This window comes from Streptomyces sp. NPDC051664, assembly GCF_044453545.1.
GTDB lineage: Bacteria > Actinomycetota > Actinomycetes > Streptomycetales > Streptomycetaceae > Streptomyces.
The window spans coordinates 22,997-42,799 of record NZ_JBITCU010000002.1 but is presented as its reverse complement, the minus strand read 5'-3'; the positions used below and the strand labels follow the sequence as shown (position 1 = coordinate 42,799).

General features: G+C 68.9%; 14 protein-coding genes. 9 read left to right on the top strand and 5 right to left on the bottom strand.

The window, feature by feature from the left end; genetic code table 11:
- Positions 1-203: 203 nt before the first annotated feature.
- Both hemQ and hemG read right to left on the bottom strand, forming a co-directional pair.
- Positions 204-917, bottom strand: a complete 714-nt coding sequence (gene hemQ / locus ACIA8E_RS03460) for a hydrogen peroxide-dependent heme synthase (RefSeq protein ID WP_399293907.1) — start codon at positions 915-917, stop codon at positions 204-206.
- 4 nt (positions 918-921) lie between these two features.
- Complete coding sequence (gene hemG / locus ACIA8E_RS03455; RefSeq protein ID WP_399293905.1) at positions 922-2,397, bottom strand: protoporphyrinogen oxidase; 1,476 nt, start codon at positions 2,395-2,397, stop codon at positions 922-924.
- Positions 2,398-2,524: 127 nt separating this feature from the next.
- On the opposite strand from hemG, the gene ACIA8E_RS03450 reads away from it, so the two are divergent.
- The 3 genes from ACIA8E_RS03450 (at position 2,525) to ACIA8E_RS03440 (ending at position 5,246) form a co-directional block, all read left to right on the top strand.
- On the top strand, positions 2,525-3,517 hold the full coding sequence (locus ACIA8E_RS03450; protein ID WP_399293902.1) for a DUF4349 domain-containing protein: 993 nt from the start codon (positions 2,525-2,527) through the stop codon (positions 3,515-3,517).
- A gap of 46 nt (positions 3,518-3,563) precedes the next feature.
- On the top strand, positions 3,564-4,946 hold the full coding sequence (locus ACIA8E_RS03445; protein WP_399293900.1) for an FAD-dependent oxidoreductase: 1,383 nt from the start codon (positions 3,564-3,566) through the stop codon (positions 4,944-4,946).
- 75 nt (positions 4,947-5,021) lie between these two features.
- Positions 5,022-5,246 carry a hypothetical protein gene (locus ACIA8E_RS03440; RefSeq protein ID WP_399293897.1) on the top strand — a complete coding sequence of 75 codons (225 nt, stop codon included), beginning with the start codon at positions 5,022-5,024 and terminating at the stop codon, positions 5,244-5,246.
- A gap of 52 nt (positions 5,247-5,298) precedes the next feature.
- Here the strand turns inward: ACIA8E_RS03440 and hemE are convergent, their stop codons facing one another.
- On the bottom strand, positions 5,299-6,372 hold the full coding sequence (gene hemE, locus ACIA8E_RS03435) for a uroporphyrinogen decarboxylase (protein WP_399293895.1): 1,074 nt from the start codon (positions 6,370-6,372) through the stop codon (positions 5,299-5,301).
- Positions 6,373-6,464: 92 nt separating this feature from the next.
- On the opposite strand from hemE, the gene ACIA8E_RS03430 reads away from it, so the two are divergent.
- The 6 genes from ACIA8E_RS03430 to ACIA8E_RS03405 all read left to right on the top strand — a co-directional run bounded on the left by ACIA8E_RS03430 (position 6,465) and on the right by ACIA8E_RS03405 (position 14,223).
- Complete coding sequence (locus ACIA8E_RS03430) at positions 6,465-7,124, top strand: DUF3000 domain-containing protein (RefSeq protein ID WP_030917737.1); 660 nt, start codon at positions 6,465-6,467, stop codon at positions 7,122-7,124.
- A 259-nt stretch (positions 7,125-7,383) separates the two neighbouring features.
- Positions 7,384-8,046: a response regulator transcription factor gene (locus ACIA8E_RS03425; protein WP_024488613.1), complete on the top strand. Its 663-nt coding sequence runs from the start codon at positions 7,384-7,386 to the stop codon at positions 8,044-8,046.
- 117 nt (positions 8,047-8,163) lie between these two features.
- Positions 8,164-9,441: an HRDC domain-containing protein gene (locus ACIA8E_RS03420; RefSeq protein ID WP_399293891.1), complete on the top strand. Its 1,278-nt coding sequence runs from the start codon at positions 8,164-8,166 to the stop codon at positions 9,439-9,441.
- Between the two features lie 295 nt (positions 9,442-9,736).
- Complete coding sequence (locus ACIA8E_RS03415) at positions 9,737-10,957, top strand: acetyl-CoA C-acyltransferase (RefSeq protein ID WP_030917752.1); 1,221 nt, start codon at positions 9,737-9,739, stop codon at positions 10,955-10,957.
- Between the two features lie 73 nt (positions 10,958-11,030).
- Positions 11,031-13,160, top strand: coding sequence for a 3-hydroxyacyl-CoA dehydrogenase NAD-binding domain-containing protein (locus ACIA8E_RS03410; RefSeq protein ID WP_399293887.1), 2,130 nt, complete (start codon positions 11,031-11,033; stop codon positions 13,158-13,160).
- Between the two features lie 139 nt (positions 13,161-13,299).
- Positions 13,300-14,223: an endonuclease/exonuclease/phosphatase family protein gene (locus ACIA8E_RS03405; RefSeq protein WP_399293884.1), complete on the top strand. Its 924-nt coding sequence runs from the start codon at positions 13,300-13,302 to the stop codon at positions 14,221-14,223.
- A 31-nt stretch (positions 14,224-14,254) separates the two neighbouring features.
- Here the strand turns inward: ACIA8E_RS03405 and ACIA8E_RS03400 are convergent, their stop codons facing one another.
- Positions 14,255-15,772 carry a hypothetical protein gene (locus ACIA8E_RS03400; RefSeq protein WP_399293881.1) on the bottom strand — a complete coding sequence of 506 codons (1,518 nt, stop codon included), beginning with the start codon at positions 15,770-15,772 and terminating at the stop codon, positions 14,255-14,257.
- Positions 15,765-19,556 carry a CDP-glycerol glycerophosphotransferase family protein gene (locus tag ACIA8E_RS03395; RefSeq protein ID WP_399293878.1) on the bottom strand — a complete coding sequence of 1,264 codons (3,792 nt, stop codon included), beginning with the start codon at positions 19,554-19,556 and terminating at the stop codon, positions 15,765-15,767. The genes ACIA8E_RS03400 and ACIA8E_RS03395 overlap by 8 nt, the downstream gene beginning before the upstream one ends.
- Positions 19,557-19,803: the final 247 nt, after the last annotated feature.

The following is a 19,803-nucleotide window of genomic DNA, read 5'->3' as shown; positions in this document are numbered from 1 at the left end:
ACGTGAGCGGCCCGCGCCTGGGCGGGCCGAGGACGAGCGGGGAAGGACGTGCCACTCCCCCGCCCGTCCCGGGAACGCCGCAGGTCAGGACCTACGGCGCACCCGGAGCCGAACCCGGTGTCGCTGGAGCGGCGGGCAGCGCACAGCCGCGCGCCGGCGCCCGCCGTCTGATCTTCCGGGTTGGGGTGGTCCGAGCCCGCTCGCTACGCGAGCCCGGCCACCAGGTCTGCGACGGACTTCCTGCGGCCCGTGTAGAAGGGGACCTCCTCGCGGACGTGCATCCGCGCCTCGGAGCCCCGCAGGTGACGCATGAGGTCGACGATGCGGTAGAGCTCGTCGGCCTCGAAGGCGAGGACCCACTCGTAGTCGCCGAGCGAGAAGGAGGCGACGGTGTTGGCGCGGACGTCGGGGTAGCCACGGGCCATCTTGCCGTGGTCCGCGAGCATCCGGCGGCGGTCCTCGTCGGGCAGCAGGTACCAGTCGTAGCTGCGCACGAAGGGGTAGACGCTGATGTAGTTGCGCGGCGTCTCGTCGGCCAGGAACGCCGGGATGTGCGCCTTGTTGAACTCGGCGGGGCGGTGCAGCGCCATGTTCGACCAGACCGGCTCCAGCGCCAGGCCCAGCTTGGTGCGCCGGAAGAGGTTGTACGCCTCCTGCAGCTCGTCCGCCGTCTCGGCGTGCCACCAGATCATGACGTCGGCGTCGGCGCGCAGGCCGGAGACGTCATAGGTGCCACGGACGGTGATGTCCTTGGCGGCGAGCTGGTCGAAGAGCTCCTGGACCTCGTCGGCGTAACCGGCGCGGTCGGCGGGGAGCACATCACGAAGCTTGAAGACGGACCACAGCGTGTAGCGGATGACCTCGTTGAGGTCCTTGGCCTTCTTGCCGGCGTTGGGGATCTTCTCAGGCGCACTCATACGGCTATTGTCCCGCCTCGCTCCGTGTGCCCTGAACCAGGGTGGGAGTGGCAATGATCTCTCCCGCGAGATCGGCGGCGATCTCGTCCGCGGCCCGGTGGGCACTGGCGATGCACGCAGGGATGCCGACACCGTCGTACACCGCTCCGCAGACCCGCAGCGCAGGCAGCTTGGCGACCTCGTCGCGGATCCGGGCTACCCGCTTCAGATGACCGACGGGGTACTGGGGCAGGCCGCCGATCCACCGGGTGACCTCGGTGTCCACCGGCTTCGCGGCGAGTCCGGTCGCCGCGGCGAGGTCGCGCAGCGAGACGTCGACGAGTTCGGTGTCCTCGCGGTGCAGATGGTCCTCCTCGCCGTACCGGCCGACGGAGGTGCGCAGGACGAACAGGCCGGGCGCTGCGTCGGCGACCCACTGCCACTTGTGGGTGGAGAAGGTGGAGGCCTTGATGGTGCGGCCGTCGACCGGCGGTACGAGAAAGCCGGAGCGCCCGTCGAAGGCGCCCGTGGCAGCCACGTCGGAGCGCCGGAACGCCAGGGTGACCAGCGCCATCGACGCGTACTCGACGCCCGCCAGCTCGACGGATGCGGCCGGGGACTCGGCGGCGAGCAGTGTGGAAGCGGACCAGGCAGGGGCGGCGAGGACGATGCCGCCGGCGGTGATCACCCGGGTGTCGGTGCGGATGTCCCAGCCGTCGCTGGTACGGGTCAGACCCAGCACGGGCGTGGCGGTGAGGATCTCGCCGCCCGCCGCGCGCACGGCGTCGGCGACCGCGTCCGGCAGGGTGCCGATGCCGCCGTCGATGCCCTGGAAGACCGGGCCGGTCTGCTGCCGTGCCGCCGCCTGCCGCTGGATGCGCTGTACGCCGTCGAGCAGCGAGCCACCCTGCTGGGCGAGCTCGAAGAGCTGCGGCACGGCGGCGCGCATCGACAGCCGGTAGGCGTCACCCGCGTACACCCCGCCGAGCAGCGGTTCCACGAGCCGGTCGACGACCTCGCGGCCCAGCCTGTCGGCGACGTACGCACCGACCGCGACGTCGTCGCCGACCGCGGTCGGGGTGAGGTCCCGCTCCTGCGCGATGCGGGCGATACCCTCCGGCGACAGCACCCCGCCGAGCGCGGCCGGGTCGCCCGGCACGCCCATCACATGGCCCTTGGGCATCGGCCGCAGTTCGCCGCGCGTCCAGACCGCCGCCGCGGCCGTGGCCGGCGGCTGCAGCCGGTCACCGAGCCCGACGGCCCGCGCCAGGTCGACCGCCTCCGGCCGTCTGGCCAGCATCGACTCCGCGCCCAGATCGACCTGGGTGCCCGCGATCTCACCGGTCATGAGTTTGCCGCCGAGCCGCTCGGTCGCCTCCAGGAGGGTGACCCGCAGCCCGGTGGCCAGGAGCCGGTGGGCGGCTGCGAGTCCGGCGATGCCGCCGCCGATGACGACGACATGACCCGTACCTGTGTCCACGCGGTTTGTTGAACGCTGCATGCCTCCACTCTCTCAAACCTCTTCCGAGTCCCGAACGTGACCGCTTCGAAACCGGTGACGGGCAACCCGAACCCCCGTCCCGAACGTCGAACCGACACCACCAACCACCCGCCCAGGGGGAGTAGTTATGCAGCCAGGACGCCATCCGGACCGCTCGTCCGCCCACCGTTCGCGCACCGTTCTCGCCGCTGGGACGCTCGCCGCACTCCTCGCGCTGAGCGGCTGCGGGGCGGGCGACAGCGCGGACAGCAAGGGCGCGGCGGGAGACAGCGCCAAGTACGCGGCTCCCCGCGCGGAACGCGGCGCCGCCGCCGGGGCGGCGGACCAGGGATCCGCCGAGAGCGGCTCGGCGGAGAAGAAGAAGCCCTCCGCGCTGTCCACCCCCCATGTCATCCGCAAGGCCTCGCTCTCCGTGGAGGTGAAGAGTGTGCCGAAGGCGGTCGCGGCGGCCCGTGCGGCGACGGAGGGTGCGGGCGGTCTGGTGGCGAGCGAGAACACCGAGCGGCTCGACGCCACGCACGAGGTGTCGCACATCGTGCTGCGGGTGCCGCAGGGTGAGTACGACGCCGTGCTGCGGGAGCTGTCCGGCGGCGGAAAGCTGCTGTCGCGGACCTCGGAGGCGAAGGACGTCACCGATCAGGTCGTCGACGTGGAGAGCCGGATAGCCACCCAGCGGGCGAGCGTCACCCGGGTGCGGAAGCTGATGGACCGGGCCGACAAACTCGCCGATGTGGTCACCCTGGAAGGGGAACTGAGCAACCGTCAGGCCGAGCTGGAGTCGCTGCTCGCCCAACAGAAGTCGCTGCAGGACCGCACCACCCTGGCGACGATCACACTCAGTCTCTCCGAGCCGGAGTCCCCGTCGAACAGCAAGGACGACGACGATCCGGGGTTCATGGACGCGCTCGGCGGCGGCTGGCACGCGTTCGTGACGATGGTGCGGTGGATCGCGATGGCCGTGGGTGCTGCGGCGCCGTTCCTGGCCGCGGCCGCGGGTCTGCTGCTGCTCGGGCGGCTGCTGCGCACCTGGCTCGCCCGACGCAGGGTGTCCCAGGAACCCCAGGCATCCCAGCCGGATGAGCAGGCTCCCGCAGCACCGGAGGCTCCGACCGCCCCCTGAGCGTCGTAGCGTGGACCTTCGGAGTTGACGCTCGAAGGGACCCGGCATGACAGCGGAGCGACTGGTGGTCATCGGCGGGGACGCGGCGGGCATGTCCGCCGCGTCCCAGGCCCGCAGGCTCAAGGGACCGGAGGAGCTGAGCATCGTCGCCTTCGAGCGGGGCCACTTCACCTCGTACTCAGCCTGCGGCATCCCGTACTGGGTCAGCGGCGACGTAGCGGAACGGGACGACCTCATCGCCCGTTCGCCCGAGGAGCACCGGGCCCGCGCCATCGACCTGCGGATGCGCACCGAGGTGACGGAGATCGATGTCGCCGGGCAGCGGGTGCGGGCGCTCGACCGGGAGAGCGGGGAGACCTACTGGACCGGCTTCGACAAGCTGGTGATCGCGACGGGGGCCCGGCCGGTGCGTCCGGCCCTGCCCGGCATGGACGCGGCGGGGGTGCACGGCGTGCAGACCCTGGACGACGGCCAGGCGCTGCTGGACTCCCTGGACCGGGCGCAGGGGAGGCGCGCGGTCGTCGTCGGCGCCGGATACATCGGTGTCGAGATGGCGGAGGCGCTGCTGAAGCACGGCTTCCAGGTGACAGTCCTCAACCGCGGTGAGCAGCCGATGGCGACGCTCGACCCCGACATGGGGCGCCTGGTCCACGACGCGATGGACGGGCTGGGCATCACGACGGTGAACCGGGCCGAGGTCACCAAGATCCTCACCGGAGCGGACGGCCGCGTGACCGCGGTCGCCACGAACGACGCGAGCCACCCGGCGGATGTGGTGGTGCTCGGCATCGGTGTCGAACCGGAGACGACACTGGCCCGCGCGGCCGGCCTGCCGGTCGGCCCGCACGGCGGTCTGCTCACCGATCTGTCGATGCGGGTCGTCGGACACGACAACATCTGGGCGGGCGGCGACTGCGTCGAGGTCCTCGACCTGGTGGCGGGCCGCACCCGCCATATCGCGCTGGGCACCCATGCCAACAAACACGGCCAGATCATCGGGGCCAATGTCGGCGGCGGCTACGGGACGTTCCCGGGGGTGGTGGGCACCGCGGTCAGCAAGGTCTGCGATCTGGAGATCGCCCGAACGGGGCTGCGCGAGAAGGACGCCCGCGCGGTGGGGCTGCGGTTCGTCACGGCGACGATCGAGTCGACGGGCCGGGCAGGTTACTACCCGGGCGCCCGGCCGATGACGGTGAAGATGCTCGCGGAGTACCGCACGGGCCGGCTGCTCGGGGTGCAGATCGTGGGCCGGGACGGGGCGGCGAAGCGGGTGGACATCGCCGCGGTCGCGCTCACCGCAGGGATGACTGTGGAACAGATGACGGCGCTCGACCTCGGGTACGCCCCGCCGTTCTCGCCGGTCTGGGACCCCGTCCTGGTGGCGGCGCGGAAGGCGGTCACGGCGGTACGGCGGGCCGGCACCGCCTGACGTTCGTCCGGCACCGGCGGCAACGCCTGCGCCTCCCCGTTCTACGATGCCCGCATCGTAGAACGGGGAGGCGCCATGTCCATGGCCGGGATCCTGCTGTCGGCCGTGGTGGGGGTCGGCGCGCTGGCCATCGGCATCGCCCTGCAGGACTGGCGCCCGCGCCCCCGCCGGTCCGACCGGTCCTGCCCGGACTGCGGGGACCCGCGGATACGGGCAGTCGGCTCCGGCAACCGGCTGACCGGCATGCTGGAGTGCCGCGCCTGTCACTTCGTGTGGTCCGTGAACCCCGCCGGGGGCTGAGCCCCGACCAGGCACGCGCCCCGGGGCCGGAAAGACCGTACGGGACAGTCCTTCAGCGAGCGGTCTGCGTGTGTACGTAGTCGACGAGCCGTGTCAGCGCATCCGGATCGGTCGTCGGCATCACACCGTGGCCCAGGTTGAAGACATGGCCCTCCAGACCGTGGGCCGCGTCCAGCACCTCGCGCGCCTTCGCCTCCACCGTCGCCGTCGGCGCGAACAGCACCGCCGGGTCGAGGTTGCCCTGAAGCGCCTTGCCTGGTCCGACCCGACGCGCGCCCTCGTCCATCGGGACCCGCCAGTCGACGCCGACGACATCCGCGCCCGCCTCGCCCATCAGCCCGAGCAGTTCGCCGGTGCCGACACCGAAGTGGATGCGCGGGACACCGTACGGGGCGACGGCGTCGAAGACCTTCGCCGAGGCCGGCATCACGGAGCGGCGGTAGTCGGCGGGGGCGAGCGCACCGACCCAGGAGTCGAAGAGCTGCACGGCCGAGGCGCCGGCCTCGATCTGCACCTTCAGGAACGCGCCGGTGATCTCGGCCAGCCGGTCGAGGAGTTCGGCCCAGAGCTCCGGCTCGCCGTACATCATGGCCTTGGTGCGCTCGTGGTTGCGGGACGGACCGCCCTCCACGAGGTAGCTCGCGAGAGTGAACGGCGCACCGGCGAATCCGATCAGCGGCGTCGGGCCGAGCTCGGCGGTGAGCATGCCGATGGCTTCGGTGACGTAGTGGACGTCCTCCGGCGTGAGGTCGCGCAGCCGGGCCAGATCGGCGCGGGTCCGGATCGGGTCGGCGATGACCGGGCCGACACCGGGCTTGATGTCGAGGTCGATCCCGATGGCCTTGAGCGGGACGACGATGTCGCTGAAGTAGATCGCCGCGTCGACCTTGTGGCGGCGGACGGGCTGCAACGTGATCTCGGTGACCAGCTCCGGCATCATGCAGGAGTCGAGCATGGCGATGCCCTCGCGCACCTTGAGGTACTCGGGCAGCGACCGCCCAGCCTGACGCATGAACCAGACCGGCGTGTGCGGCACCGGCTCGCGGCGGCATGCCTTCAGGAACGCCGACTCATGGGTGGCGGAGGTCTTCGTCTGCTGGCCCGAGGGGCGATCGTTGGCGCTCACGCACAGAATCTTCGCACGAAGCGGTAAGGAGCCGGGTCCGCGCCGGGTGTCCCTCCCTGCACGAGGCTCCGGTTCCGCCTACTCTTCCCCGCATGGCTCCGGCTCAGGGACAATTTTCCGAACAATCCGATGGCGCTGACAGCAAGGACAGTGCGGAGGGCAGTTCCGTCCCGCCCGCGTTCCGGTCGGCGGTGGAAGCGTTGCGCTCGGCGCGGCTCCGCCCCGAGCTGGAAGTGGAGCCGACTCGGCCGCCTCAGCGTCTCGCTCCGTACGCGTACGCCGTGGAGGCGGCGGTCGTCGACGGCGAGGACGATCTCGCGGACGGCCGCCTTGTGCTGCTGCACGATCCGGCCGGGCACGAAGCGTGGCACGGCACGTTCCGTCTGGTGACGCTGGTCCGCGCCGAGCTGGAACCGGAGATGGCTTCCGACCCGCTGCTGCCGGAGGTGTGCTGGTCCTGGCTGACCGGTGCGCTGGAGGCGCGCGGTCTGTCGTACGGGGAGGCGGGCGGCACGGTCACCCGGGCAGGTTCGCACTACTTCGGTGCGCTCTCCGAGCGGCGCCCGGCGACGCAGATCGAGATCCGGGCGTCCTGGACCCCGCGCGAGGGGCGAGGCGGAGCACCGGACACGGCGGCGCATCTGGTGGCGTGGGGGGATCTGCTGTGCCAGATCGCCGGTCTGCCGCCGTCGGGTCCGGCCGACGCGGCGGTGGTGACGCTGCCTCAGCGGCGCGGCCCGCAGGTTCCGTAGCCGGCCGTTCCGCTACTACACCTTTTGGTTCGGGCCGAAACATATCGGTAACAATCCGTCACAGGTTTCACTCGGCCACCGGGATTCTTTTCGTACAATCGATCGTCCGTCCGATTTGTCCGAATTGTTACTCACTAAATCGTGATCTTCCTCTAAAGGAGGACGGGTCTGCTGCCGAAGAGGTCAATGACCCTTCAAGCACGGTTCGCCCCGGCTTCATCCCCGAGCCGGCCCGTCCCGCCACTCCCCAGGAGGCCTGGTGTCCGTTCTCCTCGAGCAGCCCGCAAGCCTGGTCGCCTACCGCCCGAACAAGCCGACGGCCATGGTCGTCGTGGCCGACCCGCGCGTCCGTTCCACCGTCACCCGCCATCTGTGGGCACTCGGAGTACGTGACGTCATCGAGGCGTCGTCCATCGCGGAGGCCCGTCCCCGCGTCGGCAACCCGCGCGACATCTGTGTTGCCGACGTCCATCTGCCCGACGGTTCCGGGCTGACCCTGCTGTCCGAAACCCGAGCCGCCGGCTGGCCGAACGGCCTCGCCCTCTCCGCCGCCGATGACATCGGCGCCGTACGCAATGCCCTCGCGGGCGGCGTGAAGGGCTATGTCGTCACCGGCACACGCACCAATATCGGTCACCCCACCCGCCCCGGCGTCGCTCCCATCGGCGCCAATGCCGCCCGTATGCACCGCCGGCCCCCCGGCACCCCGAGCCACCCGGGCGGCTACCGCGAACTGTCCGGCCGCGAGGTGGAGGTCCTCCGGCTGGTCGCCGAAGGGCAGTCCAACAAGGCCATCGGTGTCTCCATGGGGCTGTCCGCCCTGACCGTCAAGAGCCACCTCGCCCGCATCGCCCGCAAGCTCGGCACCGGAGACCGCGCCGGAATGGTCGCCGTGGCCCTGCGCACGGGCATCATCCACTGACCCGCACACCCCGGCCGGCCGACAGAACGTTGCGGACCGGCTGGTTTACATTCATCGGCGCCCGTCGACGGAACGTTCCGTCGACGGGCGCCGTGCATACACAGATACCCTTGACACGTGACCGACGCCCAAGAGACCGCAGCAGACACTTCACTGCGAACCACCGGGGGCGCTCCCCCGGACGACGTCGCCCCGGCGCCGATCCCCTTGCTCGAACCTCGCGAGGGCATTCCCCCGGTGGTGGCCTCCGACGACGCCCTCGCCCAGGTGGTCGCGGCCTTCGCCGCGGGCACCGGCCCCGTCGCCGTCGATGCCGAGCGTGCATCCGGCTACCGCTACGGCCAGCGCGCCTATCTCGTACAGCTGCGGCGCGACGGCGCGGGCAGCGCCCTCATCGACCCGGTCGGCTGCCCCGACCTGACGTCACTCGGCGAGGCACTGCGCGGCAGCGAGTGGATCCTGCACGCCGCCACCCAGGACCTCCCCTGCCTGCGCGAAATAGGGATGGCTCCCACCGAACTCTTCGACACGGAGCTCGCCGGACGGCTGGCGGGCTTCCCGCGGGTCGGCCTCGGCGCGATGGTCGAGAACGTGCTCGGCTACGCGCTGGAGAAGGGGCACTCCGCCGTCGACTGGTCCACCCGTCCACTGCCCGATCCCTGGCTGCGCTATGCCGCGCTCGATGTCGAGCTGCTGATCGATCTGCGCAACGCCCTGGAGGAGGAGCTCGACCGGCAGGGCAAGCTGGAGTGGGCGCAGGAGGAGTTCGACGCGATCGCCTCGGCACCGCCCGCTCCCCCGCGCAAGGACCCGTGGCGCCGCACGTCCGGTATGCACAAGGTGCGCCGCCGTCGTCAGATGGCGGTCGTACGGGAGCTGTGGAACGCCCGTGACCAGGTCGCGCAGCGCCGGGACATCTCGCCCGGAAAGGTCCTCGGTGACGGCGCGATCATCGAGGCGGCCCTCTCCCTCCCGCCGAACACCCAGGCGCTGACCACCCTGCCGGGCTTCGGCCACCGCATGGGCCGGCGTCAGCTGGAGCAGTGGCAGGCGGCCATCGACCGGGCCAAGGCGCTCCCCGAGGCCGAGCTCCCGCAGCCCGGCCAGCCCCTCCTGGGCCCGCCGCCGCCGCGCTCCTGGGCGGACAAGGACCCCGCGGCCGCGGCCCGGCTCTCGGCGGCCCGCGCCGCGGTGTCGGAGCTGGCCGAGCGGCTGCACATGCCGCAGGAGAACCTGATCACGCCGGACACCGTGCGCCGGGTCTGCTGGGAGCCGCCGAAGAACCTGACGCCGGACGCGGTCGAGGACGCACTCACCACGTACGGGGCCCGACGCTGGCAGATCGAACAGGTCGCACCGCTCCTGCTGCAGGCCCTGACGACGGCGACGGCCTGACCTCTCGCACCTCCCCTTTCCGCACGAATGCGCCTGGACGAGGCTCCACGACGTCGTGCGACGAAAACGCCCCCGGCCGACCGGCCGAGGGCGTTTTCGTCTGCTGGAGTGCGGCCGCGGGGCGGTCGGGGACGATCGGAATCACGCCAGCTTGCCCCCGACCCGCCATGTGACGTTCGCCGCTCCCGCCGTGGGGGGTGGGCAGTCTGGTTACCCGCAAGTAGCATGATGGTGGCGGCGCGCTTCCGGGCGTGCCGCGCAGCAGTGCCATCCCGCACCCTGGAGGAGAGCCATCGTGCCTCGTACCATCCGGGACGTCGTCTTCGTCGACGGCGTCCGCACCCCGTTCGGCAAAGCGGGCCCGAAGGGCATCTACCACGAGACCCGCGCCGACGATCTCGTCGTGAAGGCCATCCGGGAGCTGCTGCGCCGCAACCCGGACCTCGACCCGGCCCGTATCGACGAGGTCGCCATCGCCGCGACCACCCAGATCGGCGACCAGGGTCTGACGCTGGGCCGGACCGCCGGAATCCTGGCCGGCCTGCCGCAGTCCGTCCCCGGTTACTCCATCGACCGCATGTGTGCGGGCGCCCTGACCGCCGTCACGTCGACGGCCGGCTCCATCGCCTTCGGCGCGTACGACGTCGTCGTCGCCGGCGGTGTCGAGCACATGGGCCGCCACCCGATGGGCGAGGGCGTGGACCCGAACCCGCGCTTCGTATCGGAGAAGCTGGTCGACGAGTCCGCCCTGTTCATGGGCATGACCGCGGAGAACCTGCACGACCGTTACCCGCAGATCACCAAGCTCCGCGCCGACGAGTACGCGGTCCGCTCGCAGGAGAAGGCCGCCAAGGCGTACGCCAACGGCAAGATCCAGCAGGACCTGGTGCCGGTCTCCGTGCGCCGCACCAACGCCGAGGCCGGCGAGACGGGCTGGGGCCTGGTCACCGCCGATGAGCCGATGCGTCCGGGCACCACGCTGGAGTCCCTGGCCGGTCTGAAGACCCCGTTCCGCCCCCACGGCCGCGTCACCGCCGGTAACGCCGCGGGTCTCAACGACGGCGCCACCGCCTCGCTGCTCGCCGCCGAGGACGTCGCCCGCGAGCTCGGCCTCCCGGTCAAGATGCGCCTCGTCTCGTACGCCTTCGCCGGTGTCGAGCCCGAGGTCATGGGGTACGGCCCGATCCCGTCGACGGAGAAGGCCCTCGCCAAGGCCGGTCTGTCGATCGGTGACATCGGCCTGTTCGAGATCAACGAGGCGTTCGCCGTCCAGGTGCTCGCCTTCCTCGACCACTACGGCATCGCCGACGACGACGCGCGCGTCAACCAGTACGGCGGCGCCATCGCGTACGGTCACCCGCTGGCCTCGTCCGGTGTGCGTCTGATGACGCAGCTGGCCCGGCAGTTCGAGGAGCAGCCGCAGGTCCGCTACGGCCTGACCACCATGTGCGTCGGCTTCGGCATGGGCGCGACGGTCATCTGGGAGAACCCGAACTTCGACGGAGGCAACGCGTGAGCGAGCGCAGCGAGCGAACAGACAAGAGGTGCAGCCTGAGCGAATGCTGGGCCGAGCGAAGCGAGGGTCAGGCATGAGCTCCACCACTGAGCTTCTGAAGGGCGCAGCCGAGCTGTTCCCGGGCGAGGTCGTCACGCAGGCGCACGTGCGCCACCTCGACCTGCCGGCGGGCGCGGGCAGGTTCGCCCTCATCACGCTGGACAACGGCCTGGACCACACCAAGCCGACCACCTTCGGACCGCAGTCGCTGGCGAACCTGGACGCCGCCATCGACCAGGTCGAGAAGGAGGCCGCAGAGGGTGCGATCGTCGGTATCGGCATCACCGGCAAGCCGTTCATCTTCGCGGTCGGCGCCGACCTCAAGGGCGTCGAGCTGCTGAAGAAGCACGACGACGCGCTCGCCATCGGCAAGGGCGGCCACGACGTCTTCCGCCGCCTCTCCGGCCTCGCGGTCCCGACGTTCGCGTACTACAACGGCGCGGCGATGGGCGGCGGTGTCGAGGTCGGTCTGCACTGCTCGTACCGCACCGTCTCCAAGGCGCTGCCCGCGTTCTCGCTGCCCGAGGTCTTCCTCGGTCTGGTCCCCGGCTGGGGCGGCTGCGCCCTGCTGCCCAACCTGATCGGCGCCGACCGCGCGGTCTCGGTGATCATCGAGAACTCGCTGAACCAGAACCGTCAGCTCAAGGGCAAGCAGGTCTTCGAGCTCGGGATCGCCGATGCCCTCTTCGAAGGCGCGGACTTCCTGGAGCAGTCGCTGATCTGGACCGCGAACGTGCTGAACGGCACGGTCACGGTGGAGCGCCCCGAGGTCGACCGCGGTGACGCCTGGGACCAGGCCGTCGCCCGTGGCAAGGCCATCGCCGACTCCAAGGTGCACGGCGCCGCCCCGGCCGCGTACCGCGCGCTGGAGATCATCGCCGCGGCGAAGGACGGCGACCTGAGCGCCGGCTTCGACGCCGAGGACCAGGCCCTCGCGGACCTGATCATGGGCGGCGAGCTGCGCTCCGGGATCTACGCCTTCAACCTGGTCCAGAAGCGCGCCAAGCGCCCGGCCGGTGCCCCGGACAAGAGCCTGGCCCGCCCGGTCACCAAGGTCGGCGTCGTCGGCGCCGGTCTGATGGCCTCGCAGCTGGCGCTGCTCTTCCTGCGACGCCTGGAGGTGCCGGTCGTCCTGACCGACATCGACCAGGAGCGCGTCGACAAGGGTGTGGGCTACGTCCACGCCGAGATCGAGAAGCTGCTGGGCAAGGGCCGGATCAACCAGGACAAGGCCAACCGCCTCAAGGCCCTGGTCTCCGGTGTGCTGGACAAGGCCGAGGGCTTCTCCGACGCCGACTTCATCATCGAGGCCGTCTTCGAGGAGATCGGCGTCAAGCAGCAGGTGTTCGCGGAGGTCGAGGCGGTCGCCCCGGCGCACGCGATCCTCGCCACCAACACCTCGTCCCTCTCGGTCACCGAGATGGCGTCGAAGCTGCAGCACCCCGAGCGGGTCGTCGGCTTCCACTTCTTCAACCCGGTCGCGATCCTCCCGCTGCTGGAGATCGTGCGCGGCGAGAAGACCGACGACGCCTCGCTGGCCACGGCGTTCGGTGTGGCGCGGAAGCTGAAGAAGACCGCGGTGCTGGTGAAGGACGCCCCGGCGTTCGTCGTCAACCGCATCCTCACCCGCTTCATGGGCGAGATCCAGAACGTCATCGACGAGGGCACCCCGGTCGAGGTCGCCGAAAAGGCCATCGAGCCCCTCGGCCTGCCGATGTCCCCGCTGGTCCTCCTCGAGCTGGTCGGCCCGGCCATCGGTCTGCATGTCTCCGAGACCCTGAACCGCGCCTTCCCGGAGCGTTTCACCGTCTCCGAGAACCTGGCGGCCGTCGTCAAGGCCGGCAAGCGCGGCTTCTACGTATACGACTCCGGCAAGCCGGAGCTCGACCCGGAGGTCGCCGCTCTCCTCAAGCAGGGCGATGTCGTCCTGTCCGAGGAGCAGGTCCGCGACCGTGTCCTGGACGCGGTGGCGCAGGAAATCGGTCTGATGCTGGACGAGGACGTCGTCGCCGAGGCCCAGGACATCGACCTCTGCCTGATCACCGGCGCGGGCTGGCCCTTCCACCTGGGCGGCATCACGCCGTACCTGGACCGTGAGGGCGTCTCGGAGCGGGTGAACGGCAAGAAGTTCCTGGCGCAGGGCGTGGCGAGCGTTCCGGCGTAAGTCCGGCAGGCCTGCCTGCGTGACAGGCCGGTCGCACGGCTGGATGGACCGTACGGGATCATGTCCCGTACGGTCCGTTCGCATTCGGGCTGACGAAGAGTCCGGCGGGAAGAATCCGGGCAGAGGGAGAGGCCGCGTCATGCCGCGTCGTCCCGGGCTGCTGCCAAGGGTCTCCTCCGCGGCGCCACGCTCGCGAGCCCCCTGGCTGACTCTGGTGGCCACGGCCCTGGTCGCACTCGTCGTGGTCGCGCTGTCCGACCGGCCCGGCGCCACGCGCGCGCCGCTGTCGGACGCCGTACCGGCGGAGCTGCGGATCGCGACCTGGAACATGTGCGGCGTACGGCAATGGAACTGCGAGGACACGGGGAGCAGCCGACGGAAGATCCAGGCGCTGAAGCGGCTGGCCACCGTCGACGGCGCACGGGTGATCATGCTGCAGGAGGTCTGCGCCGGAGATCTCGCCTCGGCGCGGAAAGAACTGGGCCAGGGCTGGCGCAGCACCTTCCGGGCGTACGCCTACCGCGACGCGCGGGGGCGGCAGACCGAGGTGAGGTGCGCAGAGCGGCGTCAGGGACAAGCGGGCTTCGCGATCCTCGCCTCGTCGCCGCTGTCCCGTGTCGCGGTGGTGCCCACGCGGCAACCGGCCGTCGGACTGCGCAGGGGCGTCCTCTGTGCCACGGTCGCCTCCCACGGCGTCCAGGTGTGCAATGCACACCTGACTCTGCCCGGCAGCGACCGGGCGCACCCGGACTGGGAATACCGTGACGACCAGCTCTCGTCGCTGGTGGGCGCGGCGGACGCACGCACGGTATTTGGCGGGGACCTGAACAGCGCGCCGCCTTCAGCCGGGAGCCAGGACAGCTGGATCTGGCCGTACGACATGTACCGCAGCTACCGGGAGTGTGACCAGGGGCCGGCCTCCTCGCGCAGCGGCCGGGCCACTCATCTCACCGGTCACAAGGTGGACTACCTGTTCACCGCACTGCCACGAACGCACTGCTCGGTACGGGCGACCGCGGCATCGGACCACCTGGCGCTCGTCATGGGGGTCAGGGCCGACTGACGAAGCGGTCGGTCCCCCTGCGGGCGCAGCGTCAGTAGCCGGGAGCCAAGTGCTGCGCCGGGGCCGGTGAGGCGTAGGCGTTCACCACGCTGAAGGTGACCGCGGTCCGCTGAGACTTGTTGCCGCCCATGTCCACCGCGTGGCACTCAACGGTGTGCGGCCCCTCGGTCCAGGACCAGCCCGATTCCCACGACCAGCTGCTGTCCGGGGCCACCGGTGCCATGCCGAGCGGCATGCCCTCCTCCACGAACTCCACGTGCACCGCGCCCTGCGCATACCCCATGAAGCCGATGACCGGGCCCGGCACCTGCTGACCCGGAGCCGGCACCGAGATGACAGGGGCGGGGGCCAAGGGACCGGCCGTCTGCTGCACCGGGAGCTGTCCGCCGGACGCCGCGTGCGGGCCCGCGGACGGGGAGCTCTGCGCCTGGACGGTGAAGACCGCTTCGGTGCGCGCGCTGTGGAATTTGTTGGCGTCCACTGCGAAGAGCCTGATGACGTGCTTACCCTCGGCCCAGGTCCTGTCCGGTGCCCAGCTCCAGCTGCCGTCGGGGAGCACCTGCGACGAGCCTAGGTACTTGCCGTTCTCCCACAGGCTGATGCGCACAGCACCCGGAGCGCTTCCGACGAAACGTACGGCGTTTCCCGGCACCTCCTGATGGGGCACCGGCGTAGAAACCACGGGCGCGGGGAACCTATCACCGCGCATCTGGGAAGTGGACGAGAGATATGAGTCGATGGCGGATGTGTCGCACTCCGGCTGCTCCTGGCCGTTGCTGACCACGCCTATGCGGGGAGTGATTCCGTCGACAAGGAGATTCAAGAGCCCCATAATGGTCGGGAGATTCCGCAGAGTGACTTTTCCATGACTCGCGATCAGAGGAGAGTCGTTGTAGACGAAATTGAAGTTCGTGTATCCCTGGAAGAGCCCGAGGAAAGGTTCGACATGGCGCGTGTACTGCTCGTCCTGGGGTGACGAGATGAGATAAATATTGGCATCGCGATACGTTCCCGACCCCACCACGTTGGGGAGCACGGAGTCGAGGATGTGCACCTTCTCGTCCGTCACTTCGCCCATCATCAACCGGGCCGCGCCCGGCATCGATTCCTTGACATAGGTGCCGACCCTGAACTGAGGCACACTCGCCACCACGTTCCGGAAGCCGTACTTCAATCCGAAGTACAGTGCTGCCGTGCCGCCCTTGGAGCTGCCGAACATGGTGCAGTCGTCCGGTGTCAGGGAAAGTGCGTTCATGACGCGCGAGATTAGTTCGATGACAGACCTCTCCAGCGAAAAGTCCATCCCTTTACACAGGTAATAGCTGTTCTGGCCGTCGAATTGGTCACGGATCCACAATATGTTCGCACGGGTCTTGTCGAGTACCCCGTTCGCCCATCCCCACTCACCTGGGGCACCGAGGTTGGCGAAAACGACGAGCAGATGCCGGTTTCCGTTCTTCGCGTGGGAGAACCTGTACTCGATGGGAACTGACCCGGAGGCTTCGACACCGCTGAACACGGCACGTCCGGCCGGGGCTGCATTAGACATGTAGGGAATCCACTTCCTGCCGGTCCGGCTCGGCTGTAGGGCTGTTCATCAGCTGCCTGGGCACCACTCCGCCGCCACGGAGGGCCCGCTCCCTCGCCTGGGCGGAGTTGTAGCCGGAGCTGTAGGGCGTCACCGTCCCGACGGCCGGTGCCATCGCCTGCGCAGCCTCCAGGTCCCCGCCGGCGACCAGAATCCGGTCGGCGAGTCTGGCCGAGGCGTAGCCGTCGTCCAGGTCGCAGAACTCCTCCTGGAACCACCGGTATCGGTCCGCGTAGCCCTCCTGGATCCGGTCGATGTCCCGGATCGCGGATATCAGTTCGGCGGATTCGAAGACCAGCGGCCCCGGGGCACTCTCCTCGAAGTCGAAATAGAAGCCACGCAGTGTGTCGCGGTAGTGGTCCAGGTCGTAGGTGAAGAACAGGATCGGGCGCCCCGTGTTGACGAAGTCGAACATCAGGGACGAGTAGTCCGTGATCATCACATCGGCTATGAGCGAGAGGTCGGCCATATCCGGATAGTCGGAGACGTCATAGACGAAGCCGTCCCCGGCGCCAGGAACCGGGTCCACCACATTCGGATGGCGACGCACCATCAGCACATGGTCCGCACCGAGCCGCTCTCGCGCGTCGTCGAGATCGATACGGAAGTCGAACTTGTACTTCCCGGGTGCGTAGAACTGGTCGTCGCGCCATGTGGGGGCGTACATGATGACGCGCTTGCCCGGCGGCAGCCCGATGCGCCGACGGATCTCCATCGCCCTGCGGCCTGTGTCGTGACGCCTCAGGATGTCGTTGCGCGGGTAGCCGCACTCGACCATTTCTCCGGGGAACCTGAAGGCCCTCTGGAGGATCGGAGTGGAGAAACTGTTGGGCGATACGAGCATGTCCCAGTTCTGGACTTCCTTCTCGACCCGCTCCAGATACCGCTGGTCCGCGAAGTGCACGGACTCGATGTCGTGGCCGATGCGCTTGAGCGGCGTTCCGTGCCAGGTCTGGACGACGACCTGATCCGGACGCTTCTGGAACCAGTCCGGGAGGTGGTTGTTGGCGACCACATAGCGCGAAGTCGCCAGGGCCTCGTACCACTCCGGCGACCACATGCGCACAGGTCTGGCGGTCGGAGGCACCTCGACCTGGTCGTCGCGCACCACCCAGAGATGCTCCAGCGCGACCCCGCGCCGGACCATCTCCTCGTGCACTGCCCGGGGACTGTCCGAGTACTGCGTCCCCTTGAAGGCGTCGAAGAGCACGGCCGGCCGGATGTGCTGACGTCGAGCCTGCGGGTACTCCCTGGTCCGCAGGAGCTTCTGCCGGTACGGCCCCCGAGCCTCCTCGGGCATCGCGGACTGCACGAGCATCGAGAGCCTGTCGTACGCCTCGGCCTGGAGTTCGTATCCCCGGTCGCCTTGCTCCACGTTCTGCGGCATGGAGGCGATGAGCTCCTGCTCGATCTTGATCATGAGGTCCGGCGAGCGGTCGTCCAGGGCTACGACGGAGGGGTCCTGACGGCGCAGGAAGAAGTCCCAGCGGCCCGCGGCGAGAGGGATGTCACCCGCCAGCGTCCTCATCGCGGCGGGGGTGAGGACACAGCGGAACCTGTTTCCGTCCCACTGGATCGGTACGGCCCGTTCGGCGCCATGAGCACGGGAGCGGACGACCACGTGGGCGGCGACCCGCTCGGCAGGACCGAGCAGGTCGGCACACGAGTAGCCACAGACGAGCTCCAGCGCACCACCCTCGAGCCAGGCACCATCCGAGAGGAGGGGCAGGGCAGCGCGTTCGAACAGCACCACATACCCCGAACCGTTCCGGTGAACGACGATCTCGCGGTCGCCATCCTCCGTCTGCAGAGGTGCCGGCATGCGGTAGTGGCCGTCCTGGGCCTCCTCTGCCATCACCGGGTAGAGAGGCGCCTTGCGCCCCTCCACGTGCACGGTGACCTTCCAGCCGTTGCTGCCCATGGTCCACGCCTGAGGCACCGCATCGCCCGTGGCCCGCGAGCCGGGCACCACGTTGGCCAGTGGGACACGGGTGACGAACGTGCACCAGCCCTCGCCGCCGGGCTGGAAACTCAGCCAGGAATCATGGCGGCCCGCACCATTCATGCTGGTGACACGGAACTTGCCCCACTCGGGAATCGTCGGACCGAGATAGACACCGCCGATTTCCAGATGCTCGCCGACGACACGGTGCCTCGTGATGCGGCACCGGACGACCTCCACCCGGAGCTTCAGACTGCCCTGCACGAACAACGGAACAATGCGGGTGTTCTTGTCGACGTACCGGTACGGCGGGTTAGCCGCCGTGCCGGCGCCACCGCGGCCGATGCTCTTGTAACGGAACAGCCCGCGACTGAACACACCGGCTGCAACATCCCAGGTTCCCTCGACCCACTCACCCTTCTTTTTCAGCCGGGTCGTGTCGAAGCGGCTCTCGAAGCCCGCCCAGTCGTAGCAGTAGCGGTTCTGGTTGGAATGCTCGGTCGCCTGGGGGTAATACGTCGTTTTGGCCAGGTTGACGAGGGTGCTTCCGGTCTTCTTGTTGCGCAGTGCCAGCATTTTCGTTGACATGTGCCGCTTGTGCACATTGATGAAACGCACATAGGCGGAACCGGTCAGCGTCAGCCACTCGCCGTTCCACTGCACCCCGGTGGCCGAGCTGTAGGGCGACAGTTCCTTGTCGAGCCGGTAGTCACGCTTGTAGAGACCCGTCTTGCGGTTCCCCAGATGCGGATAGTTCAGGTACCGGTGCAGTCGGCGGCGTACCGGAAGCGGCCCACCCTTGCGCTCGAACTCGACGACGTCGAGCAGTTCATCGAGCTGACCCTGGTGGACAAGGAGCCACTTGATGCGGGCGTCCGCGGGAAGCTCTTCGATGATGCCCTCGTCCGCCTCGCTCAGAAACTCCTGGGCCCAGTGCATGAAGGCATCGCGATATTCCTCGTCGGCGTCGGGAAGCACCTTCAGATGGAGCATGAGGTCCGACTTGAGGCAGGCGAGGTCGTACTTGCGCTTGTGGTCCCTGAACGACCGCGACCGGTGCTGCCCGAGGAAGCGGCTCACGGACTGCACGGCGGCGACCCGGTCACGCAGATTGCTGAGCTCGGTGTGCCGCTGGGTGATGGAAGGGGCGGCTCCGCCTTCCCGCCGGCGCCAGAAGTACACGATGTCGGTGATGACATCGACCTTCTGGGCCCGGAAGTGGGCGAACATGTTCACCCAGGAGTCCTCGTACATGACTCCTTCGGGGAACTGAATGAAATGATAGTCCCAGAAAGAACGGCGGAACACCTTGTTCCAGACGGTTCGGTCGTAGATCAGTGCCTCGAACCGGGTGATGTGTGTTCCACGGCGGTCACGCTGCATCGGCCCCTTGTGAAGAGGAGACTGCCACTTCGTGGTGGAGTTCATCATCTGGACATTGCCCGAAACGAAATCCGAACCGGACTCCGTGAGAGTGCGGATGAGCAACTCATAGGCGTATTCCGGAATGACGTCGTCGCCATCGGCGAAGACCAGGAACTCACCTGCCGGATGCATGGCACGAAGACCTGTATTGCGAGCGTGGCCGGGGCCGTGCGACTCCTGGCGTATCAGCCGGAAGCGGGGGTCCCGTGCGCAGAATTCCTGAGCGATCTGGGTGGACTGATCGGTCGAGCCGTCATCAACCATGATGACTTCGAACTCACGGAACGTCTGGCGTGCGATCGACTCCAGGCACTCGGCAAGATAGATCTCAACATCCTGAAACGGGACGATGACACTCAGGCGCGGCCCGTCGGCCATGCTTCACACTCCAGTTCACGGCGGCGGAGCGCGCCAGCGCCACCACCAACATCCAACTCTGCGCACCGCCTTCGCCGAGCCATGGGGGGCCCAGGGTCGGACCGAACCGACCGCTGGTCGCTCAACTCTTGAAACTGTTGCGTCAGACGCAAAGCTTAAGTGAACATTAAAGGATGTCAATGTGCAGGTTCCGCGAGGGTCCACGAAACGCTCTGGACATGTGAGAGTGATTGAAGTCATGGCGCTC